Annotated in this window: 12 protein-coding genes; 3 read left to right on the forward strand and 9 right to left on the reverse strand. The window is 73.0% G+C overall.

The window, feature by feature from the left end; translation table 11 throughout:
* Position 1 precedes the first annotated feature (1 nt).
* The gene (locus tag OG408_RS03335; RefSeq protein ID WP_326668073.1) at positions 2–2416 is read left to right on the forward strand and encodes a polysaccharide lyase 8 family protein; all 2415 of its coding nucleotides are present in this window, start codon (positions 2–4) and stop codon (positions 2414–2416) included.
* Between the two features lie 4 nt (positions 2417–2420).
* Positions 2421–3395 (forward strand): acetylxylan esterase, encoded by a 975-nt coding sequence (locus tag OG408_RS03340; RefSeq protein WP_285564112.1) that lies wholly within the window; start codon positions 2421–2423, stop codon positions 3393–3395.
* Between the two features lie 10 nt (positions 3396–3405).
* Here OG408_RS03340 and OG408_RS03345 read toward each other — a convergent pair whose 3' ends face one another.
* The 7 genes from OG408_RS03345 to OG408_RS03375 all read right to left on the reverse strand — a co-directional run bounded on the left by OG408_RS03345 (position 3406) and on the right by OG408_RS03375 (position 13063).
* A complete protein-coding gene (locus tag OG408_RS03345; RefSeq protein ID WP_326668077.1) occupies positions 3406–4950 on the reverse strand; it encodes a phytoene desaturase family protein in 1545 nt (514 codons plus the stop codon).
* Between the two features lie 70 nt (positions 4951–5020).
* The gene (locus OG408_RS03350) at positions 5021–7282 is read right to left on the reverse strand and encodes a serine/threonine-protein kinase (protein ID WP_326668079.1); all 2262 of its coding nucleotides are present in this window, start codon (positions 7280–7282) and stop codon (positions 5021–5023) included.
* A 26-nt stretch (positions 7283–7308) separates the two neighbouring features.
* Positions 7309–8199, reverse strand: a complete 891-nt coding sequence (locus OG408_RS03355; protein ID WP_326668080.1) for an oxygenase MpaB family protein — start codon at positions 8197–8199, stop codon at positions 7309–7311.
* A 307-nt stretch (positions 8200–8506) separates the two neighbouring features.
* A complete protein-coding gene (locus tag OG408_RS03360) occupies positions 8507–10165 on the reverse strand; it encodes a sigma-70 family RNA polymerase sigma factor (protein ID WP_285564116.1) in 1659 nt (552 codons plus the stop codon).
* Between the two features lie 106 nt (positions 10166–10271).
* Entirely contained in the window at positions 10272–11450 is a 1179-nt protein-coding gene (locus OG408_RS03365) for an acyl-CoA dehydrogenase family protein (RefSeq protein WP_266787041.1), read from the reverse strand.
* Between the two features lie 124 nt (positions 11451–11574).
* Positions 11575–12732 (reverse strand): methyltransferase, encoded by a 1158-nt coding sequence (locus OG408_RS03370; RefSeq protein ID WP_266787039.1) that lies wholly within the window; start codon positions 12730–12732, stop codon positions 11575–11577.
* Positions 12733–12865: 133 nt separating this feature from the next.
* A complete protein-coding gene (locus tag OG408_RS03375) occupies positions 12866–13063 on the reverse strand; it encodes a hypothetical protein (RefSeq protein WP_266787037.1) in 198 nt (65 codons plus the stop codon).
* Between the two features lie 252 nt (positions 13064–13315).
* Here OG408_RS03375 and OG408_RS03380 point away from each other — a divergent pair, with 252 nt between their 5' ends.
* Positions 13316–14140 carry an endonuclease I family protein gene (locus tag OG408_RS03380; RefSeq protein WP_266787035.1) on the forward strand — a complete coding sequence of 275 codons (825 nt, stop codon included), beginning with the start codon at positions 13316–13318 and terminating at the stop codon, positions 14138–14140.
* A gap of 78 nt (positions 14141–14218) precedes the next feature.
* Here OG408_RS03380 and glsA read toward each other — a convergent pair whose 3' ends face one another.
* Positions 14219–15556 (reverse strand): glutaminase A, encoded by a 1338-nt coding sequence (gene glsA, locus OG408_RS03385; RefSeq protein WP_326668088.1) that lies wholly within the window; start codon positions 15554–15556, stop codon positions 14219–14221.
* A gap of 14 nt (positions 15557–15570) precedes the next feature.
* On the reverse strand, positions 15571–16137 hold the full coding sequence (locus OG408_RS03390) for a hypothetical protein (RefSeq protein WP_266787031.1): 567 nt from the start codon (positions 16135–16137) through the stop codon (positions 15571–15573).
* Positions 16138–16152: the final 15 nt, after the last annotated feature.

Raw genomic sequence — 16152 nt, forward strand, 5'->3', positions numbered from 1 at the left:
CATGAACCCAGGCACCACCAGGGGCACCACCCGCCGCACCGTGCTCGCCGGTGCGGCGGCGCTCGGCGCGGCCGCCGCCCTGCCGCTCACCCTCGCGGCGGGCACGGCGCACGCCGCGGACCCGGTCGACGACGCCGCCTCCCTGCGGGCCCGGTGGCACACCCTGCTCACCGGCGGCCCCGGCCTCGACCTCACGGACTCCCGGATCGCCGCGGCCGTGGCCAGGATCGGCAAGGCCGCGACGACGTCCGCGAAGGGCCTGGACCCGTCCCGTACCGACGGGCTCTTCCCCGACCTGACGAGCACCACGCTCTCCAACCACGTCACGACCTCGTTCAAGCGCCTGGCGACCGTCGCCACCGCGTGGGCCGTCCCCGGCACCGTCCAGTACGGCGACACCGCACTGCGGGACCTGCTGCTGGCGGGCATCGACTGGATGCTGACGAACCGCTACGGGCCCGGGCACACCCGGTTCGACAACGACTGGGACTGGGAGATCGGCTCCGCGCTCGCGCTCAACGACGCGGCCGTGCTGCTGTACGACGCACTCGGTACGGAACGGCTCGGCCGGATCAACGACGCCGTCCGCGGCTACACACCCGACCCCAACCTCTGGCGGGCCGACCGGCAGATCGCGACCGGTGCCAACCGGGTGTGGATCTCCACCGTCGTCGCCGTGAACGCGGTGCTGCGCGACAGCGGCGACGACCTCGTCCGGGTGCGTGACGCTCTTTCGGACGTCGAGGGTTCGGGCGCCAACAGCGTCCTCGCCTTCAACGACGCGAGCGCGGCGGCCGAGGGCACGGGCGAGGGCTTCTACTCCGACGGCTCGTTCCTCCAGCACTACAAGCACCCGTACAACGGCGGCTACGGCAAGGAACTGCTGAACAACCTCTCCCGCCTGCTGAACCTCCTGGCGGGCACGTCGTGGACGGTCACCGACCCGGACCTCGACAACGTCCGGCTCTGGGTCGACGAGGGTTTCGACCCGCTGCTCGCGCGCGGCGACGTGATGGCGTCGGTCTGCGGGCGCGAGATCGCCCGCCCGAGCAAGCAGGGTCACGTCTCGGCGCAGACCGTCATCGAGGCCGTGGTGCGGCTGATCCCGAGCTTCCCCGGGGAGACCGCCGACCGGTTCACAGCCCTGGTCAAGCAGTGGATCGCCGAGGACACCTACCGCGACTTCCTCGCCGTCACGGACCTCGCCTCGCTCGTCGCGGCCCGCAACGTGATCGCGTCGTCCGTGCCGGCCCGCGGTCCGCTGGTCGCCCACAAGCAGCACCCGCGGATGGACAAGGCGGCCCACCACCGTCCCTCGTTCGCCCTCGGCGTCTCCGCGTACTCCTCCCGGATCTACAACTACGAGTCGATCCAGAACGAGAACCTGCACGCCTGGCACCTCTCCGACGGCATGGTGCTCCTCTACACCGACGACCTCGGCCACTACAGCGAGGACTACTGGCCCACCGTCGACCCGGCGCGGCTGCCCGGCACCACCGTCATCGCCGGCCGGCCCGCCGACGCGACGGGACAGCGCACCACCAGCACCGCCGACTGGGCGGGCGGGACCGCGCTGCCGGGGACGACGCTCGGCGCGTACGGCATGGAGCTGCGGGCGTTCGGCAGCTCGCTGCAGGGCCTCAAGAGCTGGTTCTGTCTGGACGACGTCATCGCGTGCGTCGGCTCCGGGATCAGCGCGGACGCGGGCACGGCCGAGACGGTGGTGGAGAACCGGAAGCTGCGTGACCCGGCGGCGGCACTCACCGTCAACGGGCAGGCGGCGCCGGCCGACACCGGCTGGTCGGCGCGGCTGGACGAGGTGCGCTGGCTGCACGTCGCCGGGACCGGCGGCTACGTCTTCCCCGAGCCCGTCACCCTGAACGGTCTGCGCGAGAACCGGACCGCGACCTGGCGCGAGATCAACCTCAAGTACGGCACGGACACCTCCGTCACCCGCCCGTACCTGACGCTGTGGCAGGACCACGGCACCGCACCGGACCTGGCCGGATACTTCTGGCTGCAGGCCCCGATGGCCTCCGCCGAGCGGACCGCGCAGTGGTCGGCCGCGCCCCCGGTGAAGCTGATCGCGGACTCCACCGCCGTGCACGCGGTACGCCGCTGCGCGGACGGGCTGCTCGCCGCGAACTTCTGGACCGCCGGGACCGCGCAGGAACTCACCGCGGACGGACCGGCATCGGTCCTGGTCCGGCCGGAGGGCAAGACGGTCACCGTCTCGCTGTCCGACCCGACCCAGCTGCGGTCCTCGGTCGTGCTGGAGCTCGCCCTGCGCGGTCTGAGCGTCGTCTCGGCCGACCCCGGCATCACCGTGGCCCCCGCCGGCACGGGCGTCCGGATCACCGCCGACACTGCTGAACGTCACGGTGCAACCCTCAACCTCACCCTGAAGAGGAGCTAGACCCTTGCTGTTCGACATGCCCCTGGACCGGCTGCGCGACTACCGGCCGGAGCCGGAGGAACCGGCCGACTTCGACGCCTTCTGGGAGAAGACGCTCACCGAGAGCGCCCGCCACGCCCTGGACGCCGAGTTCGTCCCGTACGACGCCGGATTCGCCACCGTCGACGTGTTCGACGTGACGTTCCGCGGCTGGGGCGGCCAGCCGGTCAAGGCGTGGCTGATGCTCCCCCGGGAACGCTCGGGCCCGCTGCCGGCCGTCGTGCAGTACATCGGGTACAACGGCGGGCGCGGCATCCCCTACTCCTGGCTCACCTGGAGCGCCCTGGGCTACGCCCACCTGGTGATGGACAACCGCGGCCAGGGCGGCGGCGGCAAGAACACCGCCGACACCGTGGACATCGGCCCGGACGGGAACGGCTCCTCCTCCCCCGGCTTCCTCACCCGGGGCATCGAGGACCCGTACCGGCACTACTACCGCCGGCTGATCACCGACGCGGTGCGGGCCGTCGACGCGGCGAAGGCCCATGACGCGGTGGACGCCTCCCGGGTAGCGGTCCTCGGCGGCAGCCAGGGCGGCGGGCTCGCCCTCGCCGTGGCGGGGCTGCGGGACGACGTCGTGGCGGCCGTCGCCGATGTCCCGTTCCTCTGCCACTACCGGCGCGCCTCGCAGATCACGGACGCAGGTCCGTACGCGGAGATCGCCCGCTGGCTGTCCGGGCACCGCTTCCGGATCGACGAGGCGATGGAGACCCTGTCGTACTTCGACGGCGTCAACTTCGCGGCGCGCGCGACCGCTCCGGCGTGGTTCTCGGTGGGGCTGATGGACAAGGTCTGCCCGTCGTCCACGGTGTTCGCCGCCTACCACCGCTACGCCGGTCCGGCGCAGATCGAGGTGTTCACGTACAACGGGCACGAGGGCGGCGCGGAGTACGACCTGCCGCGCAAGATCGAAGCCCTGCGCGGCGCGTTCGGTCAGTAGCGGATGCCGGTCACCGGCCCAGCGCCGCCATCGCGGCGTTGTGGCCGGGGACCCCGCTGACCCCTCCGCCGCGCACCGCCCCGGCCCCGCACAGCAGCACGTTGGCCTGCGCGGTCTCCACGCCCCAGCGGCCGGTCTCCGGTGCGGCGTACGGGAAGGAGAGGTCCCGGTGGAAGATGTGGCCGCCGGGCAGCCGCAGGTCCCGCTCCAGGTCCAGCGGTGTCTTCGCCTCGATGCAGGGCGCTCCGTCCGCGTCGAGCGCCAGGCAGTCCGCAAGCGGCTCGTCCAGGTGGGCGTCGAGCTCGGCGAACGTGGCCTTCAGCAGTGCGGCACGGGTGACGTCGTTGTCCGCGGCGAACAGGCGCGCCGGAGTGTGCAGGCCGAACAGCGTCAGCGTCTGGTAGCCGCGGGCCGCGAGATCCGCGCCGAGAATCGAGGGGTCCGTCAGGGAGTGGCAGTAGATCTCGGAGGGCGGCGCGGTGGGCAGCCGGCCCGCGGCCGCGTCCCGGTAGGCGTCGGCCAGCTGCCCGTAGCCCTCGGCGATGTGGAAGGTCCCGGCGAACGCCTCGCGCGGGTCCACGGACCGGTCCTTGAGCCGGGGCAGCCGGGTGAGCAGCATGTTCACCTTCAGCTGCGCGCCCTCGGCGGGTACGGGCGGCGCGTCGCCGAGCAGGGCGGCGAGGGCCTCGGGAGAGGCGTTGACCAGGACCCGGCGTGCGCCGACGGTCGACTCGCCGCCGTCGGTCCGCACCGTCACCTCGGCGTGCGTTCCGTCCGTGTCGATACGGACGGCCTCGTGTCCGGTACGGATCTGCGCACCGGCCGTGAGCGCGGCGGCGGCGAGGGCGTCGGTGAGCGCGCCCATGCCGCCGACCGGGACGTCCCAGTCACCGGTGCCGCCGCCGATCACGTGGTAGAGGAAGCAGCGGTTCTGGAGCAGTGAGGGATCGTGCGCGTCGGCGAAGGTGCCGATCAGCGCGTCCGTGAGCACGACGCCGCGGACGAGGTCGTCGGCGAAGTTCTCCTCGACGGCGACGCCGATGGGCTCCTCGAACAGCATCCGCCAGGCCTCCGCGTCACCGATCCGCTCCCGCAGCGCCTCGCGGGTGGGCAGCGGCTCGGTGAGTGTGGGGAAGACCCGCTCGGCGACCTGCCCGGTGAGTCCGTAGAACCGCTGCCACGCCTCGTACTCCCGGTCCGATCCGGTGAGCGCGGCGAAGGAGTCCCGGGTGCCGTCGCCGCTGACGAGCAGTCCGGTGGCGCGCCCGTCGCGGACGGCCGGGGTGTACGAGGAGACGGTCCGCTTGCGTACGGCGAAGTCCAGGCCGAGCTCGCGGACGATCTTCGGCGGGAGCAGGGACACCAGATAGGAGTAGCGCGACAGCCGGGCGTCGACCCCGGCGAACGGGCGGGTCGAGACGGCCGCTCCCCCGGTGGTGGCGAGCCGCTCCAGGACCAGGACGGACTGTCCTGCGCGGGCCAGATAGGCGGCGGCGACCAGGCCGTTGTGGCCACCGCCGACGATCACTGCGTCATAGCTGTCTCGTACGGGCATGCCCCTTGGTAACACGGACACGCGGCGCGGACCAGGGCTCCCCCGGGGCGCGCCCGTGTGCCGGGCCGTCTCATCGCGGCGCGATGCCCCGCCGCTGCCGCAGCGCCGCCACCTGCCGGTAGAGCTCGACGGCCTCCGGGCCGCGGCCGAGCTGTTCGAGGCAGTGCGCCTCGTCGTTGCGGCCGGCGAGCGTGTCGGGGTGCTCGGCCCCCAGTATGCGGGTGCGGGCCTCGGCGACCTGCCGGTACACCTTGAGGGCGTCGGCCCAGCGTCCGAGCCAGCCGAGGCCGACGGCGACCTCACGGCGGCTGACCAGGGTGTCGGGGTGGTCGGCGCCCAGGACGCGGGCGCGGATCTCGCACACGTCACGGGATTCGGTGAGCGCCTCCTCCCAGCGGGCCAGCCGGCCCAGGTTGACGCCCAGGCCGTGGCGGGCGCGCAGGGTCTCGGGGTCGTCCGGGCCGCTGACCCGGGCCCGGTCCGCGACGAGTGCGCGGTAGAGCTCCAGCGCCTCGGCGCTGCGGCCCAGCCGGCCGAGGCTGATGCCGGTCTCGTAGCGGGCGGCGAGGGTGTCGGGGTGGTCGGCGCCCAGCGCCTGCGACCGGGCCAGGACCACCTCCCGGTAGGTCTGCAGGGCCTCCGTCCAGCGGCCGAGCCGGCCCAGGGTGTAGCCGACCTCGTAGCGGGTGACGAGGGTGTCGGGGTGGGTGGCGCCGAGCAGCCGGGCGCGCGCCTCCGCCACGTCGCGCGCCATCGCGTACGACTCCTCCAGCCGCCCGAGCCTGCTGAGGTTGAACGCCAGGTTGTGGCGGCAGCGCAGGGTGTCGGGGTGGTCGGGCCCCGTCGAGCGTTCCCGGGAGGCGAGAACGGCGGCGTACAACTGGTGGGCCTCGAAGTGGCGGCCGAGCTGGCCCAGTACGTACGCCATCTCCTGACGGGCCGCGAGGGTCTCCGGGTGGTCGGGGCCGAGCGTGCGTTCGCGGCCCTGGGCGACGCGGCCGAACTCCCGCAGCGCGTCCGCCGCGCGCCCGGTCCGGCTGAGCGTGAACCCGACCTCGTAGCGGCTGGAGAGCGTCTCGGGGTGGTCGGGGCCCAGTACGCTCTCGCGTTCGGCGGCGACCGCGCGGTGCACCTCCCCCGCCTCCTCCCAGTGGCCGAGCCGGCCCAGGTTGAGGCCGGCGCTGTGGCGGCTGGCGAGGGTCGAGAGGAGGTCGGGTGCCGGGGTGGGCCGCTCGGCGCCGGCGGGACCGCCGGCCGGAACACGCCGCTCGGTGCCGGTGGTCCACTCACCGGTCAGGCCCGCCGAGTGGTCGAACCCGTCCGGCGGGAGGTGCGCGGCCCCGGTCGCCTTGTGCCCGGTGGTCATGCCGCGGGTCCAGTCCGGCAGCCGCGGTGCGGGGACGGCCGGCCCGCCGGGCAGCGCGACCGGGGCCGGCGGCGCGAGGAGGACCCGGCCGGTGGGCTCCAGGTGCGGCTGTTCGCCGGTGCGGCCGACGGCGATCCGGCGGCGCAGGTCACCGGCGTCGACCGGCCGCTGGTCGGGCGTCTTGGCGAGCAGTTCCAGGACGACGCGGTCGAAGAACCCGGGCAGTTCGGCGCGGTGCGTGCGCAGGGGTTCGGGCGGGGTGTCCCGGTGGCCGACGAGCACCCCCCAGGCGTCGTCGAGGTCGAACGGCGGTGCCCCGGTGGCGATCTCGTACAGCACGCAGCCCAGCGAGTAGAGGTCGCTGCGGTGGTCGACCTGGCCGCCGCTGATCTGCTCCGGCGACATGTAGTGCGGGGTGCCCATGGCGATGCCCGCGCCGGTGAGCCGGGAGGTGACGGAGATGTCGTGGCCGAGCCGCGCGATGCCGAAGTCGCAGATCTTCACGGTGCCGTCGGCCAGCCGCATGATGTTCGCCGGCTTGAGGTCACGGTGGACGATGCCCTGCTGGTGGGTGTATCCGAGGGCGTCGGCGACCTGTTCGGCGATGTCCACGACGTCGTCGACGGGCAGCGGGACCTGCTTGTTGTCCTCCAGGAGCTGGCTGAGGTTGCGGCCGTCGAGGAGTTCCATCACCAGGTAGAGCACGCCCTCGTGCTCGCCGAAGTCATGGACGACGGTGACGCCCCGGTGCTGGAGGGCGGCGGCGACCCGGGCCTCCCGCCGGAAGCGTTCGCGCAGGATGCGGGTGAAGTCCCGGTCGTGCTGCGGGCCCATGGGCTTGAGGCATTTGACGGCGACCTGCCGGCCGAGCGATTCGTCGCGGGCGCGCCACACCTCGCCCATGCCGCCGCGCCCGATCAGATCGAGCAGTCGGTACCGGCTCTGGATCAGCCTGGTTTCCGCCATGCCTGCTGTCGCCCCCGTCACTCCGCCTACTGTCGCTGCGCCCTCCCCGGCCCGTCCAGTATGGCTGCCTGCCTTTTCAGTTTGTACGGGGTGGGGCGGCTGCCGGGTCCGAGTCGTGCCATGGCGTTCACAATGTGACCGGGCGGGAGCTGCCAGCGCAGCCGCGACGGGATGGCGCGCAGGGCCGTGCCGGTGGTGCGCAGACGGCGGTCGACGGTGGCCGCCGGCGGGACGGGTCTGCCGTACAGCTCATGGGCGAACGGCGGCAGCGACTGGTAGGCGAGGCTCGCGACACGCCGCCAGAGCACGGCCCGCGCCGGTACGAGCAGCGGGTGCACCGGTGGCCGGCGCAGGAAGTCGTCGACGTCCGACGCCTCCGGCGAGGAGGCGAGCCGGGGCCGTATCCGGGCGAAGTAGGCGGCGAGCTGCGCGGTGCTCGCGGGGACGTCCGCCGGATCGAGGCCGACGAGGCGGGCGCCGGTGCGGTGCTCGTCGACGTACCGGTCGGCCTGCGCGTCGGTGAGCGGGTAGCCGGAGCGCCGCTCGACCTGGAGGTAGGAGTCGACCTCCGCGCAGTGCACCCACAGGAGCAGTTCGGGTTCGTCGACTCCGTAGGTCTCGCCGCTCGGCGGGTCGGTGGCCTTCAGGAGCCGGTGGATCTTGCGGACCCGCGCCCCCGCCTTCTCGGCGGCGTCGGCGGTGCCGTAGGTGATCGTCCCGACGAAGCCCGCCGTGCGCATCAGCCGGCCCCAGGCGTCCTTGCGGAAGTCGGAGTTCTGCATCACTCCGCGCACGGCGCGCGGATGCAGCGCCTGGAGGTACAGGGCGCGGACTCCGGCCACCCACATCATCGGGTCGCCGTGCAGCTGCCAGGTGACCGACGAGGGCCCGAAGAGCCCGGGGTCGGGTTCCGTCATGTGCTCGTACCTCCCGTTGCTCCCGCCCGGCGCGCACCGGCGCACGCGTCGTGAACGGGCGCGCCGTCCCGGATCGCGGCCCCGCACCGGCGCTCCCGCCAGGATCCGCTGTCCGTCACCGCCCCGGCAACTGTCTGCCGGTCACCCGGCGATTCACCGGGCGGTCGCCGTCCACTCCTCGGGGCGCTCGTGAATCATCTGCGGCAGTGCTGTGAAGGCACCCGCGATTCCGCGGGACCGGCCGGCTCCTGTCCGGCGGGAGGAAGCGGGGGCGACGCGTCAACCGCACCGCCGGCCTTCGCACGGTTCAGAGCTTCGCGCCGAAGTCCTGCGTCCACCACGGTCCGCCGGGACCCTGGTGGATACCGATGCCGATGTCCTTGAAGTCGCAGTTGAGTATGTTGGCGCGGTGGCCGGGGCTGTTCATCCAGGACTCCATCACCGAAGCGGGTGTCTGCTGGCCTCGCGCTATGTTCTCGCCGTACGTGGACCAGCGGTACCCGGCGTCGGTGACGCGCTGTCCGGGGTCGGCGCCGTCGGGGTTGGTGTGCTCGAAGAAGTCCCGGGCCGCCATGTCGTCCGAGTGGCGCTGCGCCGCGTCCGTGAGCTGTGAGTCCTCCGTGAGCGGCCCGCACCCGGCGGCGCCCCGCTCCTTGTTGACCAGGGCGACGACCTGGGCCGCGGTGCTCATGGGGGGCGGCTGTGCGGCGGGGCTGCTCGGCACCCGCGGTGCGGTCGTCTGCTTCGGTGCCGGAGGGGCGCTCTTCTTCGGCTTGCGGCTCGGGGTCGCCGAGGCGCTCTTCTTCGCGGACGGCGAAGGCGACGCGGACACGGACGGCGAGGGGGACGGTGAGGTGGTGGCCGGGGTCTCGGGTGCGGTGAGGTCGGTGATGGGCTCGGCCGACGTGCGCGACGCCGCTTCGTCGTCACTTCCCGTACCGGGGCCCAGTGACACGTACCAGAGGCCCCCGCCGGCCACGCAGGCCGCCAGTACCGCGCCGCCCACCGCCCGGCGCCGGACGGTCCGCCTGCGGGCTCGGGCCTCGGCGCGGGAGGTGCCGCGTCCGCCCCCGTGCCGCCCGCCCGGAGAGCGGTGCCGGCCGGGTCCGGCGGGTATCGCTCCCTCGCCCGTCGGCGCGCCGAGCGGGTACGAGGCGGCGACGGGTGCCGTCCCGTCCTGCGCGGGCCACAGCGCGAGCAGGGCCACGGGCACCGCGACCAGCGCCAGCCCCGCCAGCAGGCCCTCGGCGGGCATCAGGCCGCTGCGGAGTCCGGCACACCGGTAGCAGTCACGGGCGTGCCGGGCTATGCGCTTGCGCCACAGGGCCGACGGCCGGCCGTCCCAGGCGGCGAGGACCCCGCGCAGGTCCTCGCACGGCGGCTGCGCGTCGAGCGCCCGCACGACGATGCGGGCCGTTTCCAGCTGCGCCTTCATCCGCTGCACCCGGACCGCCGCGTACTGCGGCGTGAGTTCCAGCGCCTCGGCGACCTCGGTCCGGGTCAGCTCCCCCGCGCACTCCAGCCACCACAGCGACAGCAGGCCCCGGTCCTCCGGCTCCAGCCACCGCGTCGCACGCGCCGTCTCCTGACGCTGCCCGGACAGTTGCAGACGCATCATCGTGAGATCGACGAAGTCGGCCCTCGGATCGGCGACCTGCCCGGCCTCCTCCAACGGGCCTGGCGCGCCGTTGCGGCTCTGCCAGTGGGCCCGGACCTGGTTCATCGCGATCGCCACCAGCCAGGAGCGGAAGCTCTCCGGGGCCCGCAGACCGCCGAGCCCGTGCAGCGCCCGGAGCATGGTGTCCTGCACCACGTCGTCCACGTCCGCCGAACCGTTCAGTGCCCGGCCCACGATGTTGTAGACGAGCGGGAGGTAGGCGCCGGCCAGCGCGTCCCTGGCCGCCGCGTCCCCCTCGCGGGCGGCGGTCACCAGTGCCACCGGGTCCACCGTGTGCTGATGGCTCATGAAGAAGTTCCCTGTCCTGTAGACCGCTGATGATGCCCGATGGCTGGGAGACTGCCGAGGGCGGCCCGGATATCAGTTATCCGCGGACAGGATTTTCCGCGAGGACTCAGCGGCGTACGCGCGGCATCCCGAGGCCGATCCACGAGATGATCTCGCGCTGGATCTCGTTGTTGCCGCCGCCGAAGGTGAAGATGACGGCGGACCGGTAGCCGCGTTCGAGTTCGCCGTGCAGGACGGCGCCCGCGGAGCCCTCCTTGAGCGGTCCGGCCGAGCCGACGACCTCCATGAGCCAGGCGTAGGCGTCGCGGCGCGCCTCGGAGCCGTACACCTTGACGGCGGAGGCGTCCTGCGGGGTGAGGGTGTGGTTCTGGACGGCGGACACCATCTGCCAGTTCAGGAGCTTCATCGCGTCGAGCCGGGTGTGGGTGCGGGCCAGGCGGGCGCGGACCCAGCCGAGGTCGATGACGCGGCGTCCGTCGGCGAGGCGGGTCTCGGCGGCCCAGCGCCGGACGTTGTGCAGGGCGCGGATGGCCATGGTGCCGTGGGCGGCGAGGGTGACGCGTTCGTGGTTGAGCTGGTTGGTGATGAGCCGCCAGCCCTTGTTCTCCTCGCCGACCCGGCGGGAGACGGGGACGCGGATGTTCTCGTAGTAGCTGGCGGTGGTGTCGTGCGAGGCGAGGGTGTTGATCAGGGTGCAGGAGTAGCCGGGGTCGGACGTCGGGACGAGGAGCATGGTGATGCCCTTGTGGGGCGGGGCGTCCGGATCGGTGCGGGCGGCGAGCCAGACCCAGTCGGCGGTGTCGCCGTTGGTCGTCCAGATCTTCTGCCCGTTGACGACGTAGGTGTCGCCCTCACGCACCGCGCGGGTCTTGAGCGCGGCGAGGTCGGTGCCGGCGTCGGGTTCGCTGTAGCCGATCGCGAAGTCGATCTCACCGGCGAGGACCTTCGGCAGGAAGTAGGCCTTCTGCTCGTCGGTGCCGAACTGCATGATCGTCGGTCCGACGGTGTTGAGGGCCATCAGCGGCAGCGGGACGCCCGCCTGGGCCGCCTCGTCGAAGAAGATGAACTGCTCCATCGGCGACAAGCCGCGTCCGCCGTACTCAGTGGGCCAGCCGACGCCGAGCCAGCCGTCGGTGCCCAGGCGCCGGATCGTCTCCCGGTAGAAACGCTTCTGGGCGGCCGGGTCGGCGTAGCGCGCATAGGCGTTGTCGGGAACCAGGGCGGCGAAGTACGTATGCAGTTCGGTCCGCAACTGCTGCTGTTCAGGCGTGTATTCGAGGTGCACGGCCCCTCCAGGAGTCTCGCTTCGCGTCGCCCGTGTGCGGCGGCGCACACAGTAGAACGTGTTGCAAGAATCCGGAAGGGGCACGGGCCCGCGGGCCCGTGCCCCTTCCGCGGCGGTCCGGCTGTCAGCGTTTGACGGCGCGCAGCACGACGAACTTGGGGTCGCCCGCCACCGTGGTGCAGTTGCCGAAGGTCCGGCGCAGCTGGGTGTGGTAGCCGAGGTGCCGGTTGCCCACGACCCAGAGTTCGCCGCCCTGGCGCAGCGCGGTGCGCGCCCCGTGGAACATGTTCCGGGCGGTCGCGTCCGTGGTGGCCTGGTGCGAGTGGAACGGCGGGTTGCACAGGACGAGGTCGGCTCCGGCGGGCTCGGCGCCGGTCAGTCCGTCGGCGACGACGAAGCGGGCCTCGGTGTCCGCGTCGGCGTTGGCCCGGAAGGTCGCCTCCGCCGAGGCGAGGGCCTGGTACGACTCGTCGATGAAGGTGAGCCCGGCCTCGGGGTTGGCGAGCGCGGCGGCCAGGCCGAGCACCCCGTTCCCGCAGCCGAGGTCGACGACCCGGTCCGGGCCGCTGCGCACGGGCAGGTGCTTGAGGAAGAAGCGGGTGCCGATGTCGAGCCGCTCCGCGCAGAAGATCCCGGCGTGGTTGATGACGGTGCGTCCCGCGACGGCCCCCACGTCGTCGGGCAGCTCGTAGCGGTGCGGCCAGGGGCTGGGGGTGCGGGCCAGGGAGGGGTCCGGCGTGCAGTGGATGAGCCGGGCCTTCTTGACCGCGAGCGAGGTGCGGGTGGGGCCGATGATCCGCTCGAACAGCTTGAGGGTGGAGGTGTGGATCTCCTTCACCATGCCGGTGCCGACGACGACCGTGCCGGCGTGGACCGCGGGGGCGAGCCGGTGCAGCTGGTCCTCCAGGAGCGCGAGGCTCTTGGGTACGCGGACGAGCAGCACGTCGATGCGGTCCGGCGGGGTGTCGCGCGCGGAGAGCAGGCGTACGGCACCTGCGTCGGCCCCGTTGCGCTCCAGGTTCGCCGCCGTCGCCCGCTGCGCGAGGTAGGAGTCGGTGATCTGCACGGGGCGGTGCGCGGCCAGCGCCGTGCTCAGGGCGCCCCACCGGTCGCCGACCACGACGAGGGCGCCGGAGAGGGCGACCGGTTCGGCCCCGTCGGTCCCCTCCAGGTGCCGGAGCAGGTATTCGTCGGCCGCGTCCCAGGCTCGGAACGGGTCGCGCGGGTCCTCGGGGAAGCGGGCGAGGTCGTAACCGGCCCCTGACGTCGTCAAACGGTTCATATTCCGTTCAGGCTAACCGAGCGACGGCCGACCCCCGCACACGCACTGCCGCCGCACCGCCCGGTCGCGGCCGCGCACCACCGTGCCCCGGCATGCGCCGGTGGTCACGGCGGGTGCCGCGGCCGCGGGGTGCCTACGGCAGCTGCTTGTCGATGGCCGCCCGGCCCTCCCGGGCGATCCGGCGCTCCGCCCACTCGAGATTCCGGGGTGTCAGGTCCCGCCCGGAGGCGAGCACCACGTCCTCCGCGGACGGATTGTCGCTGGCGCCGGTGTGCAGAAGGGCGTCCGGGGTCACGCCCCGTACGGATACGGATTCGGGCTCGTCACTCATGCCGCCTCCTCGTCCTTGCGGCAATTCTCGCCCCGTGCCGACGGGGGCGCATCCGATGCCGGCGGGGAGGCCCGCGACGGCCCGGGACCGACTCTCACTTGACCTGCACATGATAGGTACGCAGCGTTCACACCTCGGTCACGGTGCGTGTGGAAGGCTCCCGCTGACCACCAAGCGACACGACCACCGCGGAGCCGCCCCCCACCCTGTGACGGCGCCGCGGTGCCCGTATTTCCGGAGAGGACACCCCACATGTCCCGTCGTCACCTTTCCTGCCGGCGCCCACTGCTGGCCACGCTCGCCGCCTTCGTGGTGCTCGCCGGCACCGCGGCCGCCGCGCCGGCCGCGACACCGCAGCCCCCGGCGGCTTCCGTCACCCCGCTCGGCGCACTGGACGACACGTACTACCAGGACGCGCTCGGCAAGACCGGCACCGCGCTCAAGGGCGCCCTGCACACGATCATCAGCGACCAGACCAAGCTCTCCTACAGCCAGGTCTGGGACGCGCTGAAGGACACCGACGAGGACCCGGCCAACTCCTCCAACGTGATCCTTCTGTACACCGGACTCTCCGAGCCGAAGAGCGCCAACGGCGGCGGCGTCGGCCAGTGGAACCGGGAGCACGTCTGGGCCAAGTCGCACGGCGACTTCGGCACCGCCACGGGCCCCGGCACCGACATCCACCACCTGCGCCCGGAGGACGTCTCGGTCAACTCCACGCGCGGCAACAAGGACTTCGACAACGGCGGCACCGAGCTCGCCGACGCGCCCGGCAACTTCACCGACAGCGACTCCTTCGAACCGCGCGACGCCGTCAAGGGCGACGTCGCGCGCATGATCCTCTACATGGCGGTGCGCTACGAGGGCGACGACTCCTTCGCCGACCTCGAACCCAACGACAGCGTGTCCAACGGCTCCGCGCCGAACATCGGCCGCCTCTCCGCGCTGAAGACCTGGAGCGAGCAGGACCCGCCGGACACCTTCGAAAAGCGCCGCAACGACGTGATATTCGACCAGTACCAGCACAACCGGAACCCGTTCATCGACCACCCCGAGTGGGTCGAGTCCATCTGGTGAACCGCCCGTCCTGACGCGACTCCCCGACACGGCGACGGCCCGCTGTGCGGGGAGCGCGAACCGGACGGTCCGGCCGGCTCAGCCGGCGGCGTCCGCCACACACCGGGCCACGGCCTCCTCGCGGGTGGCGAAGCACCGGGGGGCGGCGGCGCCGTCCCCAGGCTCCCGCAGCCGGCCGTCCGGGTCGGCGACCGCGGTGCGCCGGCCGTCGGCGGTGAGCCGGGCCAGCCCGCTGCGCAGCATCGCCCGCGCCACGGTGTCGATGTCGGTCACCCGCAGCAGGTCGAGCACCACGGCGCCGGTCCCCTCCGGTCCCGCCTCGTCCATGGCGTACAGCACCCGCTCCGCCGCCGTGAAGTCCAGCGCGCCCTGGGCGGCGACGACCGCCACCTGTTCGTGCCGGGCCCGGTCCCGCTCCGCCTCCGGCGCGGACGGCAGGTCGTCGGCGGTGGTGACGAGGGTGACGGTGGAGCCCGCCAGCGCCGGGTTGTGCATGAGGTGCAGGCCGAGCCGCTCCGAGAGCCGCCCGATCGCCAGGTGCCCCCGCACGGAGGACCCGCCCGCGTCGAGCAGCGGGCTGTACGTCCCCATGCCGAAGCGGGCGGGACCCGCGGCGATCAGCCCTCCGGACACCCCGCTCTTGGCCGGCAGCCCCACCCTCAGCAGCCAGTCGCCCGAGGAGTCGTACATGCCGCACGTCGCCATGACGGCGAGCACCTGGGCGGCGACGGGTTCGGGGACCACCCGGTCCCCGCTGAGCGGATTGACGCCGCCGTGGGCCAGGGTCGCCGCCATCGCGGCGAGATCCAGGGCGGTGACCCGTACCGAGCACTGACGGAAGTACGTCTCCACCGCCGCGACCGGGTCCACGGGCAGGGGGCCGGTGCTGCGGATGAGGTAGGCGAGGGCGCGGTTGCGGTCCCCGGTGAGCGCCTCGGAGGCGTACACCTCCTCGTCCACGTCGAGCCGCCGGCCGGCGAACCGGCTCAGGCAGTCGAGGATGCGGCCGAACCTGGGCGCGGCCGGAGTGTCGGGGATGAGGGCGGTGGTGACGATGGCGCCCGCGTTGACCATGGCGTTGTCCGGGCGGCCGGTGCCGCGCTCCAGGCTGATCGCGTTGAACGCCTCGCCGCTCGGCTCGGCGTTCACCCAGCGGGACACCTCGTCGAGGCCGAGGACGGACAGGGCCAGGGCGTAGACGAACGGTTTGGACACGGACTGGACGGTGAACGGCACCTCGGCGTCGCCGGTGCTGTAGCGGTGACCGTCCATGCTGATCAGGGCCAGCCCGAAGGCGCCCGGGTCGGCGAGGGCCAGTTGCGGGATGTAGTCGGCGACTTCGCCGTCGTCGACACCGGCGAACTCGGCGTGCAGTTCCCGCAGTGCGTCCGTGACGGCACCGGTGGCGGCACTCACCGCGCTCCCGGCCGTCAGCCGCGCTCGGCCTGGGCGATGCGGGGGAACGACTTGACGCCGGCGGCCTTGCGGCTGTTGGCGTGCTCGCTGACCGTCCGGTTGGGCGGGGCGTCGGCGAAGCCGAGCACCACGGAGTCGAGCACCTTCCCCGAGGCGTCCACGAACTCCACCCGCACGGCGTAGAAGGCCGCCTTGCCGGAGCGGTTGGTGACGCGCACCAGGGCGCTGCGGAACTGCTCCGACGCCGCGACCGGGAGACCGTTGACGGAGACGTCCTCGACGGCGTTGCCCTTCCCGTCGACGCCCTTGAGCGTCGTCACGGCCTTCTGCCGGTTGCGCTCCACATCGGCGGAGACGGAGGCCGCGAAGTCGTCCTGGGTGCGCGGGCTCCTGGTGGCCTCGGGCGAGGCGACCGGCTCCGCCGAGACCGTACGGGTGCTTCTGGCCGTGCCCTGCGAGGAGGTGTCGGAGCTGTCGCAGGCGGCGGTGCCGGCCACGATCACCGCTGCGAGCACGGCGGGGGTCAGGCTGCGGGCTGCGCGGCCGCGCAGCGCGCGCCGCACGGGGCTGGTCTGGTTCACGGACGCTCCGTCTGC

Origin of the sequence: Streptomyces sp. NBC_01257, assembly GCF_035917255.1 — a bacterium.
GTDB lineage: Bacteria > Actinomycetota > Actinomycetes > Streptomycetales > Streptomycetaceae > Streptomyces.